The sequence below is a fragment of the Aphanizomenon sp. CS-733/32 genome (genome assembly GCF_028330045.1).
GTDB lineage: Bacteria > Cyanobacteriota > Cyanobacteriia > Cyanobacteriales > Nostocaceae > Dolichospermum > Dolichospermum gracile.
Map to the genome: position 1 here is coordinate 1 of NZ_JAQMSE010000163.1, position 25,575 is coordinate 25,575.

The 25,575-nt window shown below is 37.9% G+C and carries 22 protein-coding genes; 16 read left to right on the forward strand and 6 right to left on the reverse strand.

Features of this window, described 5'->3' with window-relative positions:
- Positions 1-206: 206 nt before the first annotated feature.
- Positions 207-449 carry an arginine synthesis PII-interacting regulator PirA gene (gene pirA, locus PN471_RS12845; protein ID WP_271777177.1) on the forward strand — a complete coding sequence of 81 codons (243 nt, stop codon included), beginning with the start codon at positions 207-209 and terminating at the stop codon, positions 447-449.
- Positions 450-558: 109 nt separating this feature from the next.
- On the opposite strand, the gene PN471_RS12850 is transcribed toward pirA, so the two are convergent.
- Positions 559-1,491 (reverse strand): NAD-dependent epimerase/dehydratase family protein, encoded by a 933-nt coding sequence (locus tag PN471_RS12850; protein ID WP_271777178.1) that lies wholly within the window; start codon positions 1,489-1,491, stop codon positions 559-561.
- A gap of 283 nt (positions 1,492-1,774) precedes the next feature.
- Here PN471_RS12850 and PN471_RS12855 point away from each other — a divergent pair, with 283 nt between their 5' ends.
- The 8 genes from PN471_RS12855 to PN471_RS12890 all read left to right on the forward strand — a co-directional run bounded on the left by PN471_RS12855 (position 1,775) and on the right by PN471_RS12890 (position 10,289).
- Positions 1,775-2,917: a glycosyltransferase gene (locus PN471_RS12855; RefSeq protein ID WP_271777179.1), complete on the forward strand. Its 1,143-nt coding sequence runs from the start codon at positions 1,775-1,777 to the stop codon at positions 2,915-2,917.
- A gap of 112 nt (positions 2,918-3,029) precedes the next feature.
- Positions 3,030-3,788 (forward strand): sugar transferase, encoded by a 759-nt coding sequence (locus tag PN471_RS12860; protein ID WP_271777218.1) that lies wholly within the window; start codon positions 3,030-3,032, stop codon positions 3,786-3,788.
- Positions 3,789-4,431: 643 nt separating this feature from the next.
- Positions 4,432-5,511: a GDP-mannose 4,6-dehydratase gene (gmd, locus tag PN471_RS12865; RefSeq protein WP_271777180.1), complete on the forward strand. Its 1,080-nt coding sequence runs from the start codon at positions 4,432-4,434 to the stop codon at positions 5,509-5,511.
- A gap of 20 nt (positions 5,512-5,531) precedes the next feature.
- Positions 5,532-6,476 carry a GDP-L-fucose synthase family protein gene (locus PN471_RS12870; protein ID WP_271777181.1) on the forward strand — a complete coding sequence of 315 codons (945 nt, stop codon included), beginning with the start codon at positions 5,532-5,534 and terminating at the stop codon, positions 6,474-6,476.
- Between the two features lie 199 nt (positions 6,477-6,675).
- Positions 6,676-7,239 carry a 5-formyltetrahydrofolate cyclo-ligase gene (locus PN471_RS12875; RefSeq protein ID WP_271777182.1) on the forward strand — a complete coding sequence of 188 codons (564 nt, stop codon included), beginning with the start codon at positions 6,676-6,678 and terminating at the stop codon, positions 7,237-7,239.
- Between the two features lie 195 nt (positions 7,240-7,434).
- The gene (locus PN471_RS12880) at positions 7,435-8,796 is read left to right on the forward strand and encodes an AAA family ATPase (RefSeq protein ID WP_271777183.1); all 1,362 of its coding nucleotides are present in this window, start codon (positions 7,435-7,437) and stop codon (positions 8,794-8,796) included.
- On the forward strand, positions 8,793-9,458 hold the full coding sequence (locus PN471_RS12885) for a retron system putative HNH endonuclease (protein WP_271777184.1): 666 nt from the start codon (positions 8,793-8,795) through the stop codon (positions 9,456-9,458). The genes PN471_RS12880 and PN471_RS12885 overlap by 4 nt, the downstream gene beginning before the upstream one ends.
- A gap of 81 nt (positions 9,459-9,539) precedes the next feature.
- A complete protein-coding gene (locus PN471_RS12890; RefSeq protein WP_271777185.1) occupies positions 9,540-10,289 on the forward strand; it encodes a carbonic anhydrase in 750 nt (249 codons plus the stop codon).
- A gap of 104 nt (positions 10,290-10,393) precedes the next feature.
- Here the strand turns inward: PN471_RS12890 and PN471_RS12895 are convergent, their stop codons facing one another.
- From PN471_RS12895 to PN471_RS12910, 4 genes are all read right to left on the reverse strand, one after another.
- The gene (locus tag PN471_RS12895; protein WP_271777186.1) at positions 10,394-14,341 is read right to left on the reverse strand and encodes an Eco57I restriction-modification methylase domain-containing protein; all 3,948 of its coding nucleotides are present in this window, start codon (positions 14,339-14,341) and stop codon (positions 10,394-10,396) included.
- Positions 14,342-14,452: 111 nt separating this feature from the next.
- Complete coding sequence (gene pyrR / locus PN471_RS12900; RefSeq protein ID WP_190383495.1) at positions 14,453-14,989, reverse strand: bifunctional pyr operon transcriptional regulator/uracil phosphoribosyltransferase PyrR; 537 nt, start codon at positions 14,987-14,989, stop codon at positions 14,453-14,455.
- A gap of 287 nt (positions 14,990-15,276) precedes the next feature.
- Positions 15,277-16,227 carry an adenosylcobinamide-phosphate synthase CbiB gene (gene cbiB, locus PN471_RS12905; protein ID WP_271777187.1) on the reverse strand — a complete coding sequence of 317 codons (951 nt, stop codon included), beginning with the start codon at positions 16,225-16,227 and terminating at the stop codon, positions 15,277-15,279.
- An 81-nt stretch (positions 16,228-16,308) separates the two neighbouring features.
- Positions 16,309-16,752 carry an Rrf2 family transcriptional regulator gene (locus PN471_RS12910; protein ID WP_271777188.1) on the reverse strand — a complete coding sequence of 148 codons (444 nt, stop codon included), beginning with the start codon at positions 16,750-16,752 and terminating at the stop codon, positions 16,309-16,311.
- A 409-nt stretch (positions 16,753-17,161) separates the two neighbouring features.
- On the opposite strand from PN471_RS12910, the gene PN471_RS12915 reads away from it, so the two are divergent.
- The gene (locus PN471_RS12915) at positions 17,162-17,572 is read left to right on the forward strand and encodes an AbrB family transcriptional regulator (protein WP_096666021.1); all 411 of its coding nucleotides are present in this window, start codon (positions 17,162-17,164) and stop codon (positions 17,570-17,572) included.
- 343 nt (positions 17,573-17,915) lie between these two features.
- On the opposite strand, the gene PN471_RS12920 is transcribed toward PN471_RS12915, so the two are convergent.
- On the reverse strand, positions 17,916-18,311 hold the full coding sequence (locus tag PN471_RS12920; RefSeq protein ID WP_168644488.1) for a DUF1830 domain-containing protein: 396 nt from the start codon (positions 18,309-18,311) through the stop codon (positions 17,916-17,918).
- A 580-nt stretch (positions 18,312-18,891) separates the two neighbouring features.
- On the opposite strand from PN471_RS12920, the gene PN471_RS12925 reads away from it, so the two are divergent.
- The 6 genes from PN471_RS12925 (at position 18,892) to PN471_RS12950 (ending at position 25,436) form a co-directional block, all read left to right on the forward strand.
- On the forward strand, positions 18,892-20,466 hold the full coding sequence (locus PN471_RS12925; RefSeq protein ID WP_271777189.1) for a photosystem II high light acclimation radical SAM protein: 1,575 nt from the start codon (positions 18,892-18,894) through the stop codon (positions 20,464-20,466).
- Positions 20,467-20,630: 164 nt separating this feature from the next.
- A complete protein-coding gene (locus tag PN471_RS12930; RefSeq protein ID WP_271777190.1) occupies positions 20,631-22,031 on the forward strand; it encodes a DICT sensory domain-containing protein in 1,401 nt (466 codons plus the stop codon).
- On the forward strand, positions 22,028-22,711 hold the full coding sequence (locus PN471_RS12935; protein ID WP_271777191.1) for a pentapeptide repeat-containing protein: 684 nt from the start codon (positions 22,028-22,030) through the stop codon (positions 22,709-22,711). Before PN471_RS12930 ends, PN471_RS12935 begins: the two co-directional genes overlap by 4 nt.
- Positions 22,712-22,937: 226 nt before the next feature.
- The gene (gene rfbC / locus PN471_RS12940; RefSeq protein ID WP_271777192.1) at positions 22,938-23,483 is read left to right on the forward strand and encodes a dTDP-4-dehydrorhamnose 3,5-epimerase; all 546 of its coding nucleotides are present in this window, start codon (positions 22,938-22,940) and stop codon (positions 23,481-23,483) included.
- On the forward strand, positions 23,476-24,363 hold the full coding sequence (gene rfbD, locus PN471_RS12945; RefSeq protein ID WP_271777193.1) for a dTDP-4-dehydrorhamnose reductase: 888 nt from the start codon (positions 23,476-23,478) through the stop codon (positions 24,361-24,363). Before rfbC ends, rfbD begins: the two co-directional genes overlap by 8 nt.
- Complete coding sequence (locus PN471_RS12950) at positions 24,360-25,436, forward strand: glucose-1-phosphate thymidylyltransferase (RefSeq protein WP_271777194.1); 1,077 nt, start codon at positions 24,360-24,362, stop codon at positions 25,434-25,436. The genes rfbD and PN471_RS12950 overlap by 4 nt, the downstream gene beginning before the upstream one ends.
- Positions 25,437-25,575 lie beyond the last annotated feature (139 nt).

The following is a 25,575-nucleotide window of genomic DNA, read 5'->3' on the forward strand; positions in this document are numbered from 1 at the left end:
GCAGCCTACAAAACAAAAAACAAATCTCAAAACCAAAGAACCGTGGGGCGCACGGTCTTAAAGCTCAGTTAATGTCCTCATAGAGGAGTCACTGAGAAGCCCACACTCACCTGAAAGGGAGTGTGTGGAGTACGTCACTTCAAGTCTAGTGTTTAATCCCCTATTTCAATTTAGCAACCCTAAAACATTTGACTGAGACAATAACCATGAATAAACGCAGGGTAGATCTGGCTAAAGAGAGTTCAATAAAGCATCAAGAAAACATGCGAAAAACCTTAGAACATCGCTTGCAAGCAGCCAGAACAGATGAGGACAAAAACCTATTGCGTCAGTTAGAAGCGGAGATGACAAAATACAGTGAAAATTTTGAACCTCCTGGCGTTAAAGCTAATTTCTTGGGGTTTCTACACAACTTTAAGACCATTCTTGCTCCAAACAGGGCAAAATAGTAAATAAGCTGTCGGGGCTGCTAATTGCATCATGATCTCCTAGATGAATTGTAATGGGTGAGTTATAGTTGTTAAAGCCAATTACTAATTACCCATTACTCATCACTAATTACCCGGCGTTCAAAATCTCATCATCTACAGAAAAATCTATCTCCATTTTGTCTGCACCAGTCGCTAAATAGTCATTTTCTAAAGAGTCTTGCAAACCAGAAATTAAACCATATTTAGGTTGCCAATTTAATTCTATTTGGGCTTTATTCACTGACGCAAAGAAATGTTGCACCCGCATGGGAAAAGCCTTGCGTTTACCGAAATCAAACTTTTTCGGATCATAATGAACGATTTTCACATCATTGGCAGATTTACCAGCAGCCACAGCACAAGCGCGGGCTAAACCGTCGAAAGTGACAAAGCGATCGCCCGAAATATTATAAATCTCTCCAATCGCCTTTTCATTACCAATTATCTGGGTCATTGCTTGAGCTAAATCCCAGACATGGCCAAGCTGAGTGATGTGCATACCATTTCCGGGAATACAAATCGGGCGATCGCGCACAATTCTCTCAAAAAACCAACTTTCCAAAGGATTATAATTTTGCGGTCCGTAGATATAAGTAGGACGAATAGAAGTAAAGGGGATTCCCAATTGCTTCAGGTAAGCTTCCGTTTCATGTTTACCCTGGTGACGACTCTTAGGATCAACAGCATCCCCTTCTAAATGGGGCATTTGGTCAGATTTGAGGTAAACACCCGCAGAACTCATGTACACAAAATGTTTGACCCGTCCTTGAAAAATTTCCGCCAGAGGTTGTGTATCCGTGAGTTCCCGACCATTATTGTCAAAAACAACATCAAAACTTGCTGATGCTAACTTTTCTTGAAGTTGAGTTGAGTTAGTGCGATCGCCGATAATTTGTCCTACCCCTGAAGGCGCAGCATGATTACCACGATTGAACAAAACCACCTCATGCCCAGCCTTCACCAGTAATTCAGTCAAATACACCCCAATAAACCGAGTTCCACCGATAACCAGAATCCGCATAACTTTCTAATTCCTCAATAAAAATCACCCTTATCTGTAGAGGTTATCAGGTTGTAGTATCACTAGAGGAACATCTTTTGCTAGGATTATATCTTGTATTCAATCTAGAGATTTTCCTACGTCTGGATCACAGTGAGGAATATTTAATATAGCGGTATGCAGTTGGATGAGAACATAAACTTGTCATAGAACTGTAGCACAAGACTTTAAACTCTGTCACCTGTCACCTGCTATATCACCTCATGAAAATAGCCTAATTACCTTCCACCCATTCAACTTAACCGTGTCCCTAGAATATGCCTTAGTTCATGAGTGGTTAACCCCTCAAGCCACAGGAGGTTCAGAACTCGTAGTCCAGGAAATACTAAATCACATTGACGCTGATTTATACGCCCTGATAGATTTTGAATCCAGCAATCCAGAAAGTTACCTGTACAAACGTCAAATTGGCACAACGTTTTTACAGAAATTTCCCCAAGCCCGTCAAGGAGTCCAAAAATATTTACCCCTATTACCCTTGGCTATTGAGCAATTGGATTTGCGAGAATATGAAGTCATCTTATCTTCATCTCATGCTGTAGCTAAAGGAGTCTTAACCACCCCGAATCAATTGCATATCTGTTACAGCCATAGCCCCATGCGCTACGCTTGGGATTTAACCTTTGATTATCTCAAGCAAAGCAAACTAGGGCAAGGAGCAGTCGGCTGGATCACCCGCCAAATCCTCCATAATTTGCGGCAATGGGACGTAATTAGTGCCAATCGAGTAGATTACTTCATTGCCAACTCCCAACACACAGCCAGACGGATTTGGCGTTGCTATCGGCGGGAAGCAACAGTCATCTATCCACCAGTTAACCTAGATGAATGTCCCTTTTCCTCGGAAAAAGAGGATTTTTACCTGATAGTTTCTCGATTAGTCAGTTATAAACAAGTTTCCTTAATTGTTGAGGCCTTTAATCACCTAAGAAAACCCTTGATCATTATTGGCACAGGTCCGCAAATGAACAAACTACGGGAAATCGCCCAACCACATATTCAAATCTTAGGATGGCAACCCGATCATATCGTCAAAAATTATATGTCCCGTGCCAAAGCCTTTGTTTATGCAGCCTGCGAAGACTTTGGCATTGCCCTAGTTGAAGCCCAAGCCTGTGGAACTCCCGTAATTGCATACCGTGCAGGTGGTGCATTAGAAACAGTTAGAGATATTCAGACACATCCTGATACAGGAACTGGTATATTATTTAGAATCCAAACAGTAGGAGCTTTAGTAGATGCCGTAGAAAAATTTGTAGATCAGCAACATTTATACAGTCATGAGTATATACAAACACACGCTAATCAATTTTCTCGCCAGGTTTTTGCAGAACGTTATCTCAGTTTTGTGAATGAATGCCGTGAAAAAGGAGTTTACAGACGGTAAACATCAGCCTTTTGTATTTATTTTCTCAGAAGACAGGAAATTTTTCCTCAAAATTACTGCCTTTTAGCTTTAAGATCGGGACTATGTGTGGTGTGGATTATAAAGGAGTATGATGACTGCCCAGAGTTCACTCCTCTCCGGCAAGCGGTACCCGCGGAAGGATAACAGTACATCTATGACTGTTTTATCAAAACGTGGTCAAAAAGTTAAACAGCCAAAGGTGAAATCCAGAAGTTTATCTTTTCAGGGTTTATACGGAGAGTTCTTTAAACGACTGTTTGATATAGTTTTTTCATTGTCGGTCTTGATTTTGTTTTCTCCCATTTACATGATATTGGCTTTATTGATAGCCATAAGCTCCAAAGGTCCGATTTTTTATGTTCAAGAACGGGTAGGCAAAAACTACCGCAGCTTTAATTGTATTAAGTTTCGCACTATGGTCAACAATGCCGACGAAATTCTCGTCGAAATGATGGCCACATCACCTAGCTTGCGAGCAGAATTTGAAGACAACTTTAAGCTGAAAACAGACCCAAGAATCACTAAAATTGGCCATTTTTTGCGAATTACTAGCTTAGATGAATTTCCCCAATTTTGGAATGTTCTCAAAGGAGATATGAGTGTAGTTGGGCCAAGACCTTTAGTGGCAGAAGAATTAATAAAGTATGGTGATTATATCAATCATGTTTTAACGATTCGTCCAGGAATTACTGGTTTGTGGCAAGTATCTGGACGGAATGATATTCCCTATCCTCGCCGGGTGCAAATAGACCTACATTATGTCAATTTTAGGAATTTTTGGCTCGATTTGTGGATTATCCTCAAAACAATTAATGTTGTTATCATGCCCAAAAATAAAGGAGCTTACTAAGTAAGTACACCAATTCCCTCTTATGGGGCAACATTATGCCCCAAAAACCATTTTTGACAGCAGACAATAGGGAAGAGGCAATAGGCAATAGGCAATAGTGAAGAGGGTTTGGGCGATTTTACTTTTCTTTACACAGATTGGTTTTATTGTCTTCACTTACTTACACACTTTAGTTTTATTCTGTTCACCTACTTAAAATCAGGAATACTAATTGACATAACCCTATAATTATTTGTTAAATTGTTTTTTAACCAAAATATTTGTTGAACCTGATTTAATAGCGACTAAATATTTGCAGCCTGACTATTGGGCAGTTATATCACTTAGATGCTAATTTATATCACCTGAGTTCGACATAAGATAATTTGTGGAAAACTGCCCCAAGTATGAGTCTCAAACCCTTAGAGACTTCCCAGAAATAAATTATCCCAAGAAACGAACCACAGAGGCACAGAGTACACAGAGAGAGAATTTTTGCATCAGTTTTGGGACATTTTTTTATTTGGAAGTCTCTTATGATCTCGTTGAAAAAATCATAACTCCGTTCGCGTAGCGTCTCCGAAGGAGAAACTCCTAACACCGAACTCAGGTTATATCAGACTGTTTGTAATCTTCAACTAAAAACAACAAGGCATCACCAAGCATGACACAAAGAAAACGAGCTTTAATTACTGGTATTACTGGCCAAGATGGTTCTTATTTAACCGAACTTCTACTAGAACAAGGCTATGAAGTCCACGGAATTATTCGCCGTACTTCCACCTTTAACACAGACAGAATTGATCATATGTATGAAGATCCTCATAACGAGGGCGCAAGGCTATTTCTTCACTATGGTGATTTGACAGACGGAACAACTCTACGACGGATTTTAGAAGAAGTCAAACCTACAGAAATTTATAATTTAGGCGCTCAATCCCACGTTAGGGTAAGTTTTGACTCACCTGAGTATACAGTAGATGCTGTAGGTATGGGGACATTACGTTTATTAGAAGCTATCCGCGATTATCAACACCGGACTGGGATTGAAGTCCGTTTCTATCAAGCTGGTTCTTCGGAAATGTATGGTTTGGTGCAAGCGGTTCCTCAAAGTGAAACCACACCTTTTTATCCCCGCAGTCCCTACGCTTGTGCTAAGGTATACGCCCACTGGCAAACTATAAATTACCGCGAATCTTACAATTTATTTGCTTGTAACGGGATTCTTTTTAATCATGAATCTCCCAGACGAGGAGAAACATTTGTTACCCGCAAAATTACTAGAGCAGTAGCCCGCATTGTTGCTGGTAAACAAAAAAATATCTACATGGGTAATTTGGACTCCAAGCGGGATTGGGGTTATGCGAAAGATTACGTAAAAGCTATGTGGTTGATGTTGCAGCAAGAGCAACCGGATGATTATGTGGTCGCTACAGGTGAAACCCATTCAGTGAAGGAGTTTCTGGAGTTAGCATTTAGTTATGTTAATCTCGATTGGCAGAAATACGTAGAGTTTGATCAACGTTATTTGCGTCCTGCGGAAGTGGATTTACTAATTGGTGATCCCACTAAAGCCCAGCAGAAATTAGGCTGGCAACCATCGGTAACATTTAAGGAACTGGTGGCGTTAATGGTGGAAGCTGATTTACAAGCTGTGGGTTGTACTTCTCCCAATGGGAATGGTGGAAAACAAATTCAAGATATTGCTACTACCCGTCAAGAATTGGGATCTCTACACTTTTAATTCCGATCAAGGATAATAATATGACTGCCTTAGAATTAGCAAATAAACGGATTCTTGTTACCGGTGGGGCGGGTTTTCTCGGCCGTCAAGTGATAGATCAACTGTGTCAGCATGGCGCTGATCGTGAGAAGATTACAGTGACGCGATCGCACGATTGTGATCTGCGAGTATGGGAAAATTGCCAACGGGCAGTAGACCAACAGGATATTATCATTCACTTAGCTGCCCACGTTGGTGGTATTGGTCTGAATCGAGAAAAACCCGGCGAGTTATTTTACGATAACTTGATGATGGGGACTCAGTTAATCCATGCAGCTTATCAACAGGGGATAGAAAAGTTTGTCTGTGTAGGAACTATTTGCGCTTATCCTAAATTTACCCCTGTACCATTTAAAGAAGATGACATCTGGAATGGTTATCCAGAAGAAACTAACGCCCCCTATGGAATTGCGAAAAAAGCCCTGTTGGTACAATTGCAATCTTATCGTCAGCAGTATGGGTTTAATGGTATTTACCTGTTACCTGTAAACTTGTATGGACCCGAAGACAACTTCAATCCCAGCAGTTCTCATGTAATTCCCGCTTTAATTCGTAAAGTGCAAGAAGCCCAAACTAGGGGAGAAAAGCAACTTCCTGTGTGGGGTGATGGTTCTCCTACCCGTGAATTTTTGTATTCTACAGATGCAGCACGGGGAATAGTCATGGGAACTCAGTTTTATAATGATGCTGAACCCGTCAATTTAGGAACTGGTTATGAAATCTCCATCAGGGATTTAATTAACTTAATTTGCGAATTGATGGAGTATGAGGGGGAAATTGTCTGGGAAACCGACAAACCCAATGGTCAACCCCGTCGTTGTTTAGATACGGAAAGGGCAAAACAGGCTTTTGGTTTTACTGCTGAGGTAGAATTTAGAGAAGGCTTGAAAAATACTATTGATTGGTGGCGCGAAAACGCCGCATAGAAATAGTCCTGGCGAATAATAGTCCCGGCGAATAGAATTCGCGGCTACACAAACAAAGTCCGCCTTCGCGGACTCAATAAAAATAGAAAATTTGAACCCACGTATCCCTTACGGGATAGAAGGGATAGGTGGGTTTTGTCTGTCTAGACGCGGTTTCTGACCGCCAAGTTAATTAAAATTCAAAATAATTGCATCAGCTTTGCGGAAAATAAATTCACAGCTAAATAAAAGAGAACTGCGGCGGACTCTACTCCAAAAACGCCAGTCTATGACATTATTAGAATGGAGAGATAAGAGCGATCGCCTCACCACCAACATCCAAAACTCAGTTATATTTAATCAAGCAAATACAATTCTGGCTTTTTTTAGCTTTTGTCAAGAACCTGATATTAGCTCGCTATATACTAACATTAATAAACGTTGGGGTTTTCCCCGTTGTGTTGATAAATCTCTAGTTTGGCATTATTGGCAACCTCAAGACACAATAAATATCGGCGCTTATGGGATTACTGAACCTCACCACGAAGCACCGATAATAGAGATTGACGAAGTAGATTTAATTATTGTCCCCTGTGTGGGTTGTGATGTCCAAGGATACCGCTTAGGTTATGGTGGTGGATATTATGACCGTTTGTTAAATTCTCCAGGTTGGAACAAAAAACAGACCATAGGAGTAGTTTTTGATTTTGCGTATTTATCTCAATTACCTATTGATAGTTGGGATAAACCATTAGATAAGGTAATTACAGAAAATAGAGACTAAGTAATTATAGCAGTATTTGTAGGGTGTGTTAGGCAAAGCCGTAACGCACCATTAATCAAGTTTATGGTGCGGAAGATGGGTTATATGTGCAAAAATTAGCATAATTTTTCATTTGGTAAAATCGAAAATTTTCGATAAGATGAAAATATGATCTTGTTGGTGCTTTGAATTTCCAATTATATTCAATTTATAAATATGCGTATTGAAGAATTACATTTACAAAATTTTCGAGGTTTTCGAGAACTTAAATTAACACTTCCTCCTGATTTAGCTGTATTCATTGGATCTAATGGTTCAGGTAAATCATCTATTTTAGATAGTATTGCTATAATTTTGTCGCAATTTGTATCTTTATTCAATAAAACATTTTCAAAATTTGATTTAACAGAAGATGATATTAACATCAAATCAGATACAGTTTATAATATTATTCATATTGTCACTGATACAGATACAATTACTGGTGAAAATACAAAACTTATCTGGAAAACTGTCAATTCTTCTACAAACGATTTATGGAAATTATCTCAAATTGAGATGATACAGAATACTACTGAAGTAGAAATAAATAATTATGCTTATAAAATTCTTGAAGATATTGATATATTTCCTCATTTAAGTCTACCAATATTAGTTTATTATCAAACAAATCGAATATCAATAAGTTCTGCATCTTTAAACGATTCTATTAAAGATACACAAGTAATTATCTATAATAATCAATTTGATGCTTATAAAGAAGCATTTTCAGATAAAATAAATGATTTTAGAGATTTTTTATATTGGTTCAAAGAACAAGAAGAATATGAAAACGAAGTTAGATTAAGAGAAGATAATAACTTTAGAAACCCTCATTTACAAATTGTCAGAAAAGCATTAGAGGAATTTTTAGAAGGCTTTCCCAATACTGAATTTTCTGATTTACATATAGTACGCGTAAGTTCGAGTAGAGAAGGTGGTATTCGTCATTTAATTAAACCTTCATTAGTTATAGAAAAAAATGGTGAAAACTTCAAACTAGATCAACTTTCCGACGGTGAAAAAACTTTACTCATGATAGTAGTTGACATTGCGCGACGGTTAGCAATTTTAAATCCAAGTATTACTAACCCTTCAGAACTACTAGAAAAAGGAACAGGAATAATATTAATTGATGAAATAGATTTACATTTACATCCTCAATGGCAAAGAATTGTAATTCCTAGCTTTAGAAAAACATTTCCTAATTGTCAATTTATTGTTACTACTCATTCTCCTCAAGTTTTGAGTGGAGTAAACAGAGAAAACGTATTTATTTTAGAAGATTCAGAAATTGTAGAATTGACACCCCACACTTTTGGCAGAGATAGTAACTCAATTCTGTTTGAAGTTATGGGTGTGGAAAAAAGACCGGTGAAAATGCAGGAAAGAATAGACAAATGTTTTGAAATGATAGATAATGATAACTTAGAAGAAGCTAAACTAGAACTACAAAAGTTATCTGAATTGTTAGGAAATAATGATCCAGAATTAGTTAGAGCTTATACGCTAATTGACTTTTTAAACAGGGTAGAATGAAACGCATTATCAAAGGTTCAGAACCTCCATGTCTTTTAAAATATCGTCAGACACAGAACGCAAACTATGATGATTATCGTCCAAAAGAACCGTTAAAAAAGGCGTTGTTGACTGAACAAGGTTATATTTGTTGTTATTGTATGCAACGAATATCTATAGATAATATGGAAATTGAACATAATAAACCTCAATCTGATAATCCAGATTTACAACTAGACTATAAAAATCTAATAGCTTCTTGTTCAGGTAATAGAGGTCAAGGAAAAAAGAATCTACATTGTAACGCAAGAAAAGGAGATTATGAAGGAACACATAGAAATTATACAATGATTCTCAATCCAGTAGATAGTAATAAGAATTGTGAAAATCAGATCAAATATAGTTCAACTGGAAAAATATTATCTATATGTGATGATGAAACTATCAATCAGGAACTAAATGAAATTTTAAATCTTAACTATCAAACTCTTAGAGAAAATCGTAAAATAGCTTTAGACACAGTAATTGCAGTATTAAATAAAAAATTTCCTAATAAAACATGGTCAACTGAAGCTATCAAAAAGACGCTAGAAGAACTCAGTACCAAAGATGCAGAAGGCAAATATACTGAATATGTCCAATATATTGTTTGGTATTTAAGCAAAAGATTAAATAACCCTTAAACCGTGTCATTAGGTACTCTCAGATCATAATCAAATCTGATATCTTCTGTAAAAATCGTGTAGAAGTTGTCAGGTAGACTTATGAGTAGAATTAACGGTTTTGTAGGTCGTCGTAACTTCTTAAAATTCGTAGGTTTAAGTACCTTGAGTATGGGTACTTTGACTGCTTGTAATGAAATCATTACTAACCGTGCAGAAATTACAATTCGTGAAAATAATCCTAATCCCAATCCAGTTAGTGCAGAGGAAGCAAAAAGAAGATTAATAGCAGGAAACAGAAGATTTGTTAATCAAAATCGTCAATATCCCAATCAATCAAAAAGACGTTTGCAATCACTATCTAAAAAACAATATCCTTATGCAGCAATATTAGGATGTGCAGATTCTCGCGTACCCCCAGAAATAATTTTTGATCAAGGATTAGGAGATTTATTTGTTGTGCGCGTTGCTGGTAATATTGCTACTAATGAAACCATTGGTAGTTTAGAATATGCTACCGCTAATTTAGGAACACAACTCATAGTTGTTTTAGGTCATAAAGGATGTGGTGCAGTATCAGCAGCATTTGACAATCAACCAGATGATGGTAAAATTAAATCTGTAGTTGATGATATTAGGCCAAGTTTATCTCCAAATTCCAGAACAAGACGTAATAGTAATAGTAATGATGTTAATGATGATAACAATGCCGTGATTAATAATATTGAATACCAAGCTAGAAAATTGCAAGATAATTCACAAATTATAGATAAATTAATCCGTGATGATAGATTAAAAATTGTCGGTGCTTACTATGATATTAATACTGGTAAAGTTAGATTTTTAACTTGATATTTATCCCTCTTTTCTTATCTGCGTCTATCTGCGTTTGCAAGCCACCATGAATCTTCAACTAAGTTTCAAACCGAAAATGAAAACAGAAGTCGGGGATATTTTTATCCTTGAATTATGGCTTTTTCTTCTTCAGTTAAACCATATAACCGATAAACGATTTCATCAATTAACCAATCACATTGTTTAAGTTGTTTCTTGATTGGTAAAAGTGTATTTAAACTCGATTGATATTCTTTTGCTAATGTCTCCTGTTCTTTTCTCGCGGTGGGATCTATTTTCAGTTTTTTCTGATTTTTCCTGAGGATACCAATTAATTCATCAAGGGTTAAATGGTTATCTCCTTGTTTTTGTTTATAATAATCACCTAAATAATTTTGAATTTTTGATTTATTGGTAAGATTATTAATTTCAGTACCGATAAGTCTTTCTAACCATGTTAAGAAGCCTTTGGTTTCTGTTTGTTTTTGTTGATTCAATTCTATCATTTGTTCAGCTAAATATGCGAGGAAATCATGAATTACATCCGCTTCTGATGGTTGTTGATTGAGGTGGTGATCAATTTGGGTAAATAGGATATCTGGATGATGATTGATTTGATATTGTTGGTAAAGTTTGATAGTATTTTCTAGATATTCTTGGCGTTTTTCTGGGGGAGTTGTAAAGGAGATTTTAGGAACTGGCAAAGACTTGATTTCATAACCGTTGATATTATTATTTGTGCTGGTTATGCTAAACCTCCAATTTAACAAAGTTGAATTAAGTAAAGCAGTAAAAAATCCTAAATCATATACTTTGACATCAGAAAAATATCCGGTTGTGTGTGAACAGAAATAATTTTCTGGCAATATTGTGGCAATTAATCTTCGATAATTATCTATTGCTGCATAACGCTGATAAATAACCCTTTTATTTTGATAAGCAACAGCTTTTTTACTGTTACTATGTTCTGCTAAATAAAGAACACGATTAAAGAAGACATTCTCTCCTTGCTTTGGTTCTACAATAGCGTACATAGCAATATGTGAACCACGAATTGCTTCTTCACCTAATTCTTTATCACTTAAATAAGGTTTAAATTCACTATTAATCATTAATTCACCAGGTGACGCATTCACAAATTCTTCAAGTTTTGAGAATTTTACACTTGTTGCAAGTTTCAAAACAAGATTCCAAGAATTGCTATTTAAACCGGGTATTGACAAATTAGTTGTATCAAACCTAAAAAAACTTGATTGCAATGTCTTATAACTTTGTGAATTTTCGGAAATTAATTTTCCTGGATGAGTTCTTACATAAATTCTATCTTCTTCGTTGGGTTTGCGGTTACAAATCACATAAATACAAGTTGATAACTTAGCATCAAAAAATATTCTATTGTGTGGATCATCTTTTTGTGGAAACTGTTCTATTAAAATAATTTGAACATTTCCAAGTAGGTATTTTCGTAGATTTAAGGTAAATTCATCAGCTAATAAGGACAGAGGAACAATAAATCCATGTGTACCTTGATTTTTAAGTATATATATTGCTTGTACAATAAAAAGACGATAAATGTTAATACGATTACCTAACGCAGCCTTGAATTTAGGTGTCAATTTAAAGTAATTTATTTCATGAGTTACACCGCTTTTTTTATCCTCAGATAACTCATCATAAGGAGGATTTCCAATCACAACATCAAAACCAGGATTTTCTTTCCAACTGGCATTTTCTAAATCAATGAAAACCTCTGGAAATTCCAAATCCCAATGAAAAAACCGCTTTTCCTCAAACAACTTTCTCGCATCTTCATAAACTGCAATATCAGCAACATTCATATTTTCAGAATTAGCATTAATCGCATTAGTAGCATGAACTCGTAAAAAATGATCAGCACGTTTTAAGCCAAAATATTTAGAAACATAAATATCTAATAACCGTTTATAAGGTTTCGCAGCTTGATCAAATTCCTTAAATAATCTTTCGCTAGTTTCCACTTCCGCAAAAGTTGCATCACTTAACGTACTCACACCGCGCATAATTTCCGCAGCACGTAACAACCCGACAAACGGACCAGTTAATAAATTTAATTGTCCACTTTCTTCCTTCACCATATTTGCTTCTGCTTCTCGCGCAGTCGTACCAATAAGGGAATTACCACAACGCAAATGATGATCTAAAAAACTCAAAGGTGCGCCAATTGTGAAAGAATGTAACCATAAACTCACCTTTGCTAATTCTACAGCCATTGGGTTCAAATCCACACCATAAATACAACGTTTCATTACCACCCGTTGCAAAAGTTGAGTATCTTCTAACTTATTCACATCAATAGTAATTCCCTGCTGTTGTAAATTTGCTAAAATTCCCTCGCGGGTTTGTTTCAACATCTCCAAAACCGGATTATGTTCGGGATATTCATTTAAAATGCTGATTAATTCATCTGTGAAATAATCAACAGCTTCCACTAAAAAATGTCCGCTTCCCATTGCAGGATCACATATTTTAATATCAAGGAGAGTATTTGTACTTTTTCTTTCTAAACGTTGTAAATCTTTTCGTAAACCATTACGACTTTGTACCCCCAATCTACCATCTGCTATTTTTTCATGTAATTGGCTAATTTGCGTCATCAAATCCGCAAATTTCTGTTTTCTTTCCTCTAAAATTGGCTTGAGAGTATGACTAACAATGTATTTAACAATATAATCAGGTGTGTAATAAGAACCTGTAGCTTTGCGTTCACCCTGATCATTTTCTAAATGAACTTTTCCGTTATTTCCATCTGCAATCACTACACGATATTCTAATAAACCTTCATAAATTGAACCCAATTGTCGCACACCTAGAAAGCTGTAGTCAATGGGTAATTTTTCAAACCGTGCTAATTTATCCAAAGCGGGAAATAAGACAGCATCAGATAATTGATGTTCATACAAAAAATAATTATCTGGATAATCTTTGATATCCTCAGCTTCATGAAAATCAAAATGGAATAAACCACCATTATAACGAGGTACTTCTAAAGCTGAATCACCTCTATCTACTATTTCAAATAAACCTAATAAACTCTTGTAAATTTTTGTCGAAGTTCCACTTAATGTTTTTTGTTTATCAACACTTTCCGCTATTTCTTGGGTAATTTTAATCAAACTATAATCACGGTAAGCGGTAGTAATTGGTAATAGGTTTCTTGCTTCGGCATATAATAGAAATAACAACTTATATAAAAATGATAAAGTAGCCGCATAAACCTGTTTTGGTTCTCCAGTTTTTCCCCGTCTGATAGCGTCTGCAACAAAACCCCCTGCTAAGTCAGGAAATATTTGCTCAAATACCAATGTTTTTAATTCATTTCCTACTTGAGTTGCATAGGTTGTACTTCCTTCTCTGACTCTTTCTAAAAAGTTTTTATTGTAACTATCTTTTTCAAAAGCAGCACTTCTAAAAAATAACCAGAAATATTTGAACTTTTGCAAATCTTCAGTTTCTAATAATTCTACCAAATCAAGAGGATAAAATTCCGTTGCGGTAGAAGATGCTTGACGATAATATAAACGCCATTCTCTCCCATTAGTTAAAATTCCCCAATCAACATTTGTACCAGTCAAATAACTAGAAATTTGAAAAGATGGATTTTCATTCTTGAAAATATCTCTTTTATCATTAGCAGAAACTTTACTTAATGGTCTTTCCCAATATTTAGCTTCTGCGATAACTAATACCCTACCATAAAAAGCAGTTTCATTATTTTGAAAAGAGTAAGCTGTATCTCTATCTGCTTCATTTGCAAACAACGCATAATCAGGACGTTCGGCTCTACCTTTACCACGAGTCACGACTTGAGGAATATTAAAAAATCCTAAAATATCTAATACGGGTTTAATAAACACATCTTCTGTTTGCGCTTCATTGAGAGTCGGTAAAATCGCTTTCTTTGATAAATACAGGTTTTTTAATCTTTCAAAATCCAGTTTAATATCTAATTGCCATTCTGGACATTCTTGAAGCCGATATTCTAAATAATGTTGAGAAAATAAGGGTTTATTGATATTTTTCACATTTGTCATAATTTCCACTCCAAAATCATGTATCCCACATTCCGCAGATACTTACGCTCATAGTCAAGTTTACAGGTGTAATTTATATATTTTTTAAATCCTAGCTTGTGTAGGTTAATTTTAATTACTAATTAACTCCACACCATCTCGTCCATCACTATCCTGTAAATAAACTTTAACAATTTCCTCCTTCGCTGTGGGTAATTTCTTACCGACAAAATCTGGATGAATTGGTAACTCTCGATGACCTCTATCTACTAATATAGCTAAACGAATTACCTCTGGTCTACCATATTCATTGACGGCATTTAAAGCAGCACGAATAGTTCTGCCTTTAAAAATGACATCATCTACAAGTACCACTGTTTTTCCGGTCAAGTCAAAGGGAATATCAGTTTTTTCTGGAGTTCTCAACCCAATTTTATCAAGATCATCACGATAAAATGTAATATCCAAAGAGCCTACGGAAACGCTGACATCTTCGAGAATTTCTATTTGACGAGCTAATGAATAAGCTAATGGCACTCCTCTAGTGTGAATACCCAGAAGTAACAACTGCGATAAATCTCGTGTTCTTTCTATAATCTGAGAAGCCATACGAGTTAATGTCCGACGCAGTTCTTCTGATGAGAGAATTTCAACTACTTTAGTAGACATAGGTAATTGGTAATTGGTAATTGGTAATTGGTGATTTTTCATTATCTCTCTCCCATACTCTGCATTTCTCCTTTTCTCGTTCCCATACCCTGTGTGGGAATGAATACTAGTACAACACGGCATAAATAAACCAACCATTCTAAATCGTTAAAAAGCCTATACTGTCTTGCTTTTGACTTTTGACCTCCGCCTTGCGGTGCTAGAAGGCTCTGCCTTCAATAATAGTAGAGGCAGAGCCTCTGTGATAGCATTCCCGGTCAGAGACTGGGAACGAGACAAGGAGATAACTAAGGTATTAACAATATTGCTAATCCTAACCATAGTAAAAACGCATATCGGGTTAGTTGCAAAGCTTGATCAATAGAATCTGGTGTAATGGGATAAATAGGATCTCCTAAAAGTGGTTTCTCTTTAGCTATTCCACGATACCAATTTATGCCTCCCATTTGCACACCTAAAACCGCAGCATAAGCGCATTCACTCCAACCAGAATTGGGACTGGGATCTTTGATGGCATCCCGGCGACAAATTCGCCAAACTTTTATAGGTTGCAAGGATAATAATGATAAGGTTATCACTGTTAACCGACAAGGCAACCAGGTTAAACCGTCTTCCCACCGCGCACTAAACCAACCAAGATAAGTATAAGGTGCTTCCTTGTAACCTACCATTGAATCTAAAGTGCTACTGGCTTTATATGCTAAAGCCAAAGGGACAGAACCAATAACGGGGATGAATGCACCAATAATAATATAAAAAAGAGGAGCCATTACGCCATCGGTGGCGTTTTCTGTGACAGTTTCCAAGATTGCTCTGAGAATTTCTGCTGCGGAAAGATTGGCTGTATCTCTCCCGACGTAATTACTTAAAATCTGTCGCGCTGATTCTAATTCTCCATTTTTTAAAGGTTGCAGAACTTCTATTGCTGCATTTCGTAAACTTTTGAAAGCAAAACAACTAGCTATAAGAATACCTTCTACGGCAATTCCTAAAAATGGATGTACCCATTTGGCGGCTTGAACTATTATCCAACCCACCAAACCACTACCAATTATCACAATTATCCCTAGGAAAATGCCGGCAAGGCGTTGAGAAAGAGGATTTTGGCAATATTGGAGGGCGAGTTTACTCAAGCGAGAAATTACCCATCCCATGACTCGCACAGGATGAGGCCAACCCCAAGGATCTCCTATTAAGTAATCTAACAAGGCAGCGAAAACCAAAACAGCAGATGTCATTTATTCTTCCTTCTTTCTTTTTCCCTTCCTTCTTCCTTCTTTCTTCTTTCTTCCCCTTTATCCTGAGTCCTAACTCCTTCACTAAACTACAAAATTGGTTTCTTCTCCTTGAGATGCTTGCCAACTGCGAGCATCATAATAAAGGTCTGCGAGGGTAATATTGTACAAGGCTTCTTTTAGCTTTTGGTTGAGTCTGTTCCAGAGGCTAGATGTTACCCAATCTGCTGTTTGAGTAGGGGTGGGATTATTTAAGGGTAAGTTAGTAATATTTTCACCCACTGCTTCTAAAATTTGACCGATAGATATAAGTGCCGGTTTTTTGGCTAATTTGTATCCACCGTCGCTACCACGAATTGATGTGACTAATCCGGCTCGACGCATTTCGATGAGTAGTTTTTCTAGGTAGGGAGCGGGAATATCTTGACGTTGAGCGATCGCTCTGACAGATTCAGGTCCATATTTTGGACGTAAACTCAAATCTAGCAATGCTTTCACACTATAGTGTCCTCTTGTCGTTAGTTTCATATAGCAGTTATCATTGATTTTATTTTCCCAATCTCTCTTTCCTCATCCCTACCGGATTTGATAATTTGCCAAATCAAATAAGAATACTACATCAGACTCCCATTTGATGCTTGCAAAAATTTATCACATATCTCAGGGCTATTTTCTCCTGTTCTCCCTGCTCTGCCTACATCAATAAACTCATATCTTCTTGAGGATTGCTATATCTATAGTAGCTATTAGCATCATCGTAATTATATTTCATATAATTATTTAACAAAATTGATAATAGTGCAACAATTTTGTCTACGAGTGTAATATACTTGGCTAGGCTGATCCAAAAATTAAAGGATTATGTTCCTATTAGTTCGATGTCAGCTAAAATAGAGTTCACTTGACAACTTCAAAAATTCATTTTCGACCTAAGTTGATGCCTAAACAGAAAAAAATTGAACCCCTCGTTGGCGAAGAACTGCTCAAAAAAGTTAAAGAGCTAGAAGCCATCAGCAAAGACGACAAAGCTAAACAGTGTGGCTACTATACCGTTACCAAAAATGGTATAGAGCGCGTCAATATGATGAAATTCTTGAATGCCCTAATTGATGCGGAAGGTATTCAGTTGGATAGTTCACCTAGTGCTAATGGACGTGGTGGACGCAGTGCCAGCTATAGAATTAGTGTCCAACAAAATGGCAATTTATTAATCGGTGCAGCTTACACAAAACAGATGAATCTTCAGCCCGGTGATGAGTTTGTCATTACTTTAGGGAAAAAACATATTCGACTGCGGCAAGTAGATTTGGAATCCACAGAAGATGCCGAAGTAGAAGCTACAGCTTAATGAATATTCATTAGTTAGTTGTAGGTTGTCAGTTGTCAGTGGTTGCGTTTTAACCCTGACTGCTGAATAACTGACTGATTACCAAAATTAACACACTAAGTAGGTTGACGTTGAAAATTATCGTTATAGCAAGGCAAGAGTAAAGAAATTTTCAGCCATTTTACCTTTCTTTACACAGTTTGGTTTTATTGTGTTCACCTACTTAGGCAACAGGTAATAGTGATAAATCCTGACTCCTATGCCTTGCAAAAAACTTGTATGGCTAATGTCACGCTATCAGCCAACCCCACATAAAAAAGGCTGCTGGATTCAGCAACCTTGATAATTTAGCAACATTGTGTTTTTAATCAATAGATGCCAATTTAACCGTTTGTAAAGATTTTGTGGTATCTACAATTTTTTTATTAATTTCCGACTTAATCGGATGACTACTACTAGAATTTATCTCTGGAGATAAGTTGTCTTGTCTCTCATCATAGCTAGGTTCATGGATGATCAGGCGATCGCACGGAATTGTATCTGATATAATCGCACTTGCCATCATCCCAGTATGCACCTCCATTTGTGCTTCTGGAGGAACTTCAAACACCAGCCTTTGTCCAGGAAAGACAACCCTTTCAAAGTACCAGTTAGGAATATTGGAGATACGCGCCACCTGGATTTTACTCGTGGCATTGACGTAGCAGCAGAGAATTTTCCCCGAATGCTCCGGTGGTAGAGGATCTAATATCTGAGCCATAACTGCTGAGGAGCTTATTTGCTCCACAATTTTACATTACATCAGTAAAGCTAACACTCGATGATCCCCGGTTACTGTAACTGCGACTACCAACTGCAAGTTTCTGCATTATTTCTATCTAAAGATATATAGAGATTATAAAATTTTTGTAAATAAATCTGTATTTACTTAATAAAATAGACGATAAAGGAGAATCTCCATTGTTATATCCGCTAGAATCTCCGTAAATCCTTTACAGCCAAGAATTTCCCCCCTTTGCGCCAAGATTTATCATCCCTGGTAAGTTGAATTATTTCTTGCATCTATCTTCGGAGTTACCACGAAAAATCATCGCTAAATTCATAAACTCGATGTTATGGTAAATGTATATGAAAATTTCGTTCATAAATCCCTATCTATATATAACAAGCAAATTTTATGCAGTGCAGTTTTCACATTCACTTTGATCACTAACGGCAAAAGTTTTTGCATAGCACAAAACAACTGAAATGTCAAAAATAATGCTAGTCCAGTCAGAAGCAAATTCACAATTCCTCTAGTCTTTTTCTCAACTACGGCAAGCATTACAGTTAAACCACCTATGAACGCAACTAAAATCCTCTACGTTCGCCTTCCTTGTAACCCCATCTTTCCCATTGGGGTTGTCTATCTCTCAGATCACGTCCACAAATTATTTCCCCATGCCGAACAGCGGATTTTTGACTTAGGCACAGTCCCCCCCCTAGATTATGCTTCCGCCCTAGACCGATGTATTGATGAGTTTCAACCCACACTCCTAGTCTTCTCCTGGCGAGATATTCAAATTTACGCTCCAGTGGGTGGACGGGGCGGCAATCCTCTCCAAAACGCCTTTGAATTTTACTACGCAAAAAACCCGGTTATAAAATTGCGTGGTGCTTTGGGCGGGTTGAGAATTTTTATTGCTTATTATGTAGAATTATGGCGCAACTTGGGACTAGTTAAACGGGGTTTAAAACGCGCCCAAAAATATCAATCTCAAGCCCGTGTAGTCTTAGGTGGTGGTGCAGTTAGCGTATTTTATGAACAGTTGGGTAAAAGCTTACCGCCCGGAACAATTATTTCCGTCGGTGAAGGAGAAACCCTACTCACAAAACTACTCAAGGGTGAAGATATTCAGGATGAACGCTGTTATGTAGTGGGAGAAAATCAACCACGTCAACGGTTAATTCATGAACAACCCACACCCTTAGAGAAAACAGTTTGTAATTACGATTACATCGAAACCATTTGGCCGGAATTTAACTATTACCTGCAAGAACAGGACTTTTATATTGGTGTCCAAACCAAACGCGGTTGTCCCCATAATTGCTGTTACTGTGTTTATACAGTAGTTGAAGGTAAACAAGTCCGCATTAACCCTAGTGACGAAGTTGTAGCGGAAATCCGAGCATTGTATAACCGGGGTATTCGCAACTTTTGGTTTACAGATGCTCAATTTATCCCCGCCCGGAAATTTATTGATGATGCTGTAGAACTTCTCCAGAAAATCGTTGATTCGGGAATGTCAGATATTCATTGGGCAGCATATATCAGAGCCGACAACTTAACACCCCAATTGTGTGAGTTGATGGTAAAAACAGGCATGAATTATTTTGAAATTGGGATTACCAGCGGTTCTCAAGAACTGGTTCGCAAAATGCGAATGGGTTATAACTTGCGGACTGTTTTACAAAATTGTCGTGATTTAAAATCTGCCGGTTTCAATGATGTAGTTTCTGTTAACTACTCCTTTAATGTGATTGATGAACGTCCTGAAACTATTCGTCAAACTATTGCGTATCACCGCGAACTAGAACGGATTTTTGGGGTGGATAAAGTTGAACCTGCTATTTTCTTCATTGGACTCCAACCCCATACCCATTTAGAAGAATATGCCTTTAAAGAAGGTATTCTCAAACCTGGTTATGATCCGATGAGTTTAATGCCTTGGACAGCCAAAAAACTCCTCTGGAATCCTGAACCATTAGGTTCTTTCTTTGGTGAGGTTTGTTTACAAGCTTGGCGACAAAATCCCAATGACTTCGGACGGGAAGTGATGAATATTTTAGAAGCCAAATTGGGTTGTGCTGATTTAGAAGATGCACTTTCTGCACCGATAGAAAAACCAGAGAAACAGTTAGCAAGCGTATCTTAAAACTCCTGGCGATTAGCCCAGGTGATTAGAAATCACGGCTACACAAACAAAGTCCGCCTGCGCGGACTAATTAAAAATTAAGATATTGAACCCACGCAGGTGGGTTTCGCCTGTGTAGACGCGGTTTCTAACCGCCGTATTATCTGAAATCCCCAATTAATTCCATGTTACAAGGTTCAATTCTCCAACAGTTAGAAGCATCTCACCGCCATAGTGCTAGACCTATTCATTTTGGCGTGTACTATAAAAATACCTTAGTTGCCCTCTGTCATGCTTTGGAAGATCATATTTTAACTAAAGATAATGATCCTTTGGTGATTACTGCTTTCCAACAGGGTAAATGGTATCTGGAAGAAGCTCAAAGATACGCAGATATCGCCCAACACAGCCGGGAAATTGTGATTATGGCAACGGCTGATGCTGGTTTTGCTGAACATCCGACCGGTCAATTACCTAACATTGATTTGGTGGGATTAGCTGCTGATGATCCTGTGGCGCAGGAGTGGCACTTGATTATTTTAGCTCCTGACTACACAGCTATGGTAATTTGTCAAGAGTTATCTGAAGCTGACTATGGGAAAGATGGATTACCAACTTGCGATTTAGAGCGTAAATTCTATGGTTTATGGACATTTGAACCGGAATTGGTGGAGGAAACGGCAGAGTTAGCGATCGCTCACATTCACGACTATCATCCTGAACTAGCGCTCAAACTGAGTCAATATAAACAAGCAATTCACCCAGCTATCTGTCCGGGGGAAGAAGTAGCTACCGTTGTCTCTCGTGTTGTTGATTACCTCAAAACCGGACAAGGTAACTTACCTGTGATCACCGCATCCCACCAAAAGTTTCTAGATCGTAACTTGGTATCTAACGAAATTCAGGCATTTTTGCGGATGGCACAATTGATTGATCTAGCAGATAGCCGTAACCCTGTCGCCGCCTCAGAAGTAGCATCTCTCGCCGAAACAATGGGGCAATTATTGGATTTACCTGCATGGCAAATTAAAAGATTACGCCTAGCTGCTTTATTGCATCGCTTAGACCCACTGCAAAAAGCCGAAAGCCTGATTAGTCCTACTCATATAACAACAGCCTATCAAGAACAATCTCCCAGTTGTCCTCTGGCTTGTCCCCTCGTCCCAGGAGCGCAAGCATTACGAATCATGCCACGACTACGAGCCATCGCCCAGATTATTACTCACCAAAGCGAATGGTGGAATGGTACAGGTGAACCCGCAGGTTTAGCTGGTGATGATATTCCCTTAGAATCACGAATTTTGTCATTAGTAGCAGAATTTCAGTCACAAGTCAATCAGTATAAATACTCCGCCAAAGGAGCCCCAGGGATATTTGCTCAAGCTTTAGAGCAGTGCCGAAAACAACAAGCTACCCGCTTTGATCCGAAACTTGTAGATACATTAACTTTATTAGTGATGGGTTTACAACAGGGGCTTGATTTACCGATAATGACACCCAAGGTCAGCAGCGGTTTATGGTTACTTGACTCCCGTTGGGATACCGATAGCAAAAGTAGTGAGCAGATTTCAGTGTACAGCAAATGAATATAGAAACCATTAGATTAGGTCAGAACAAACAACTTCCTGGTGCAAATTTAGAAGATGAGGATCTATCTCACCTAGATTTAAGGAAGATAAATTTAACAGGGGCTAAACTGGTGGGGACTGACTTCACTGGTTCTCAATTAGAGGGTGGTCATTTTGAAGGTGCAAATTTAATGGGGGCTAATCTGCAAGAAACCGACTTGCGGGCTAACTTGATGGGTGCAAACTTGATGCAGGCTAACTTGACAAGTGCGGATTTACGTGGTAGCAACTTACGGGGTAGTAACTTGATGGGAGCAATCCTCGACGATGCGTGTTTAGCCGGTGCTTTTTTAAGTGGCGCTAATTTGCGGGGGGTGAATTTGCAGAGTGTTGACTTACGAGGTGCAGATTTACGAGGTGCAAATTTAACGGGAGCTAATCTCAAAGGTGCAGATTTAAGCGGTGCAGATTTGCAAGGTGCTGTACTAATTGAAGCGAGTCTTGAAGAAGCAGATTTAAGAGCAGCGAATTTAGCAGGGGCTAATTTAACCGGAGCTAATTTACTCTGTGCTGAATTAGATGCAGTAAAGTTAAACGGGGCAAATTTAGATCGGGTGTGTTTGCGGGGAACAGTTTTGGAAGTCAGGAGTCAGGAGTTCGGAGTTCGGAGTCATGAGGAAGGAAGAAGAATTATGTAGAACTTGATGGTCTATGAAATGGAAGGTTAGGTTAGCTTGGTTTGTTTTCGGGATCATGTTGGGGTTAGTGGGCATAATTCCTGTTAGGATAGCGATCGCGTAGGCGCTGCTGCAAGCAGTTCGCCTTTAACCAAGTTCCTGTCCCCCAGGCAATTTTTGTATTGGGTGGTAATTGACTGAAATAGTGATATTGTTATGAGTGCTATTTCCGAGATATAACAATTCAATGAATATTATCTCCACCTCCATTCCTGATGTCCTTCTCCTCGAACCCAAAGTATTCCAAGACTCGCGGGGATTTTTTTTGGAATCCTACAATCAAAAAACATTCACAGAAAAACTCGGAATCACAGTCAACTTCGTTCAAGATAATCATTCAAAATCTGAATACAATGTCCTGAGAGGATTACATTATCAACTCATCCAACCTCAAGGTAAATTAGTTCGCGCCATTGTTGGTAAAATCTTTGATGTCGCAGTAGACATGAGAAAAAACTCCCCCACCTTTGGACAATGGGTAGGTTACGAACTCAGCGCCGAAAACAAACGCCAATTGTGGATACCAGCAGGGTTTGCTCACGGTTTTCTGGTGTTGTCAGAAATAGCCGAAGTTTTGTATAAGGCTACAGATTATTATACACCAGCAGGCGATCGCGCTATACTTTGGAAGGATCCAGATTTAGCTATAGATTGGCCTCTGAAAACACCCCCAGTTTTATCAGCTAAAGATAGCAACGCTCCAACTTTCAAAAACGCCGAAGTTTATGAATAAATCAATATTATTAATAGGTAGTAACGGACAAGTTGGAACAGAACTACAACATACCCTTTCATCCAACTACAAAGTTATAACAGTTGCGCGTCCGCAAATAGACTTAACTCAACCGGAAAACTTACGCCAAATCATCAGAGAAACCCAACCCGAAATAATTATCAATGCCGCTGCTTACACCGCAGTAGACAAAGCCGAAAGTGAACCAGAAAATGCTCACATAGTCAACACATTAGCACCCCAAATTCTCGCCGAAGAAAGTCAAAAATTAGGAAATTTCTTAATTCACATTTCCACAGATTACGTATTTAATGGCAACAGTAATTATCCCTATCAAGAAACCGACAATACCAATCCATTGAGCGTATATGGACAAACAAAATTAGCCGGAGAAATAGCAATTCAAAATATTTGCCCGCAGCATCTAATTCTCCGTACAGCCTGGGTTTATGGAACCTATGGAAAAAGTAACTTCGTCAAAACCATGTTAAGACTAGGTATTGAAAGACCAGAAGTTAGAGTAGTTGCCGATCAAATTGGTAGTCCTACATGGGCGCGAAATATAGCCTTAGCAATTACCCAAATTATCCCCCAATTAACATTAGAAACTGCGGGAATTTATCACTATACAAATAGTGGTGTAGCCAGTTGGTATGACTTTGCCATAGCTATCTTTGAAGAAGCAGAAAAACTCGGTTTCCCCCTCACCATCAAAAATATTATCCCCATTACCACTCCCGAATATCCTACACCAGCAAAACGTCCTGCTTATTCTGTTTTAGCTTGTGAGAAAATATCCAAAGTCTTGGGAACTTATTCTCCTCATTGGCGACAAGGACTCAGATTAATGTTAAAAGAATTACAAGAAAAATCTTTATGAAAGCCCTAATTTTATCCGGTGGAAAAGGAACAAGATTACGACCCTTAACTTATACAGGAGCAAAACAACTTGTACCCGTTGCCAACAAACCAATTTTATGGTACGGCATTGAAGAAATGGCTACAGCCGGGATTACTGATATTGGTATTATTATCAGCCCAGAAACCGGGGAAGAAGTCAAGAGTAAAACCGGAAATGGTGAAAAGTTCGGCGTTAATATTACCTATATTTTACAAGAAAAACCGGCAGGATTAGCCCAAGCTGTCCAGGTTGCCCGTCCTTTTTTAAAAGATTCACCCTTTGCCATGTATTTAGGTGATAACCTAATTCAACAAGGTGATTTGAGTTCATTTTTAGATAAATTTACTCAACAACAACCAGATGCTTTAATTCTATTGCGGGAAGTCACAAATCCTAGTGCTTTTGGAGTAGCAAAGGTAGATGAAAAAGGCAGAGTATTACAGTTAATTGAAAAGCCAAAAATTCCTCCTTCAAATTTAGCATTAGTGGGGGTTTATTTCTTTTCACCAGTTATCCATGAGGCGATTTCTCTGATTAAACCTTCAGCTAGAGGAGAATTAGAAATTACTGATGCAATTCAATGTTTAATAGATCAAGAAAAAGAAGTTTTAGCCTGTAATCTTGACGGTTGGTGGTTAGATACAGGTAAAAAAGATGATTTATTAGAAGCTAACCGTCTCATTCTTGATACCTATTTAACAAAATCAATTCTGAGTGATATTGACTCTACAACTCAGATTACTGGAAGAGTAGAAATTGGTGTTGAATCTAAAATTACCAACTGTATGATTCGCGGACCTGTGATCATTGGCAACAACTGTTATTTAGAAAACTGTTTTATCGGTCCTTATAGTAGTATTGCCGATAATTCAACACTGATAGAAACAGATTTAGAACACAGCGTTGTCTTAGAAGGGGCTAAAATCACTGGCATTCAACAACGGATTATTGATAGCCTAATCGGACAACGCGCCCAATTAAGTATTGCCCCCCGTCGTCCTAAAGCATTACGCTTTTTAATTGGTGATGATTCGCAAATTGAATTGACTTGAATAGGTGACAGGTGACAGGTGACAGGTGACAGTTAAGAGGGAATAGGGAATAGGCAAGAGGGAATAGGGAAGAAGAGAGAAAATTCCTTCTTTATTCTTTCTTCTCCTGATTCCTGATTCCTGACTCCTGACTCCTGTA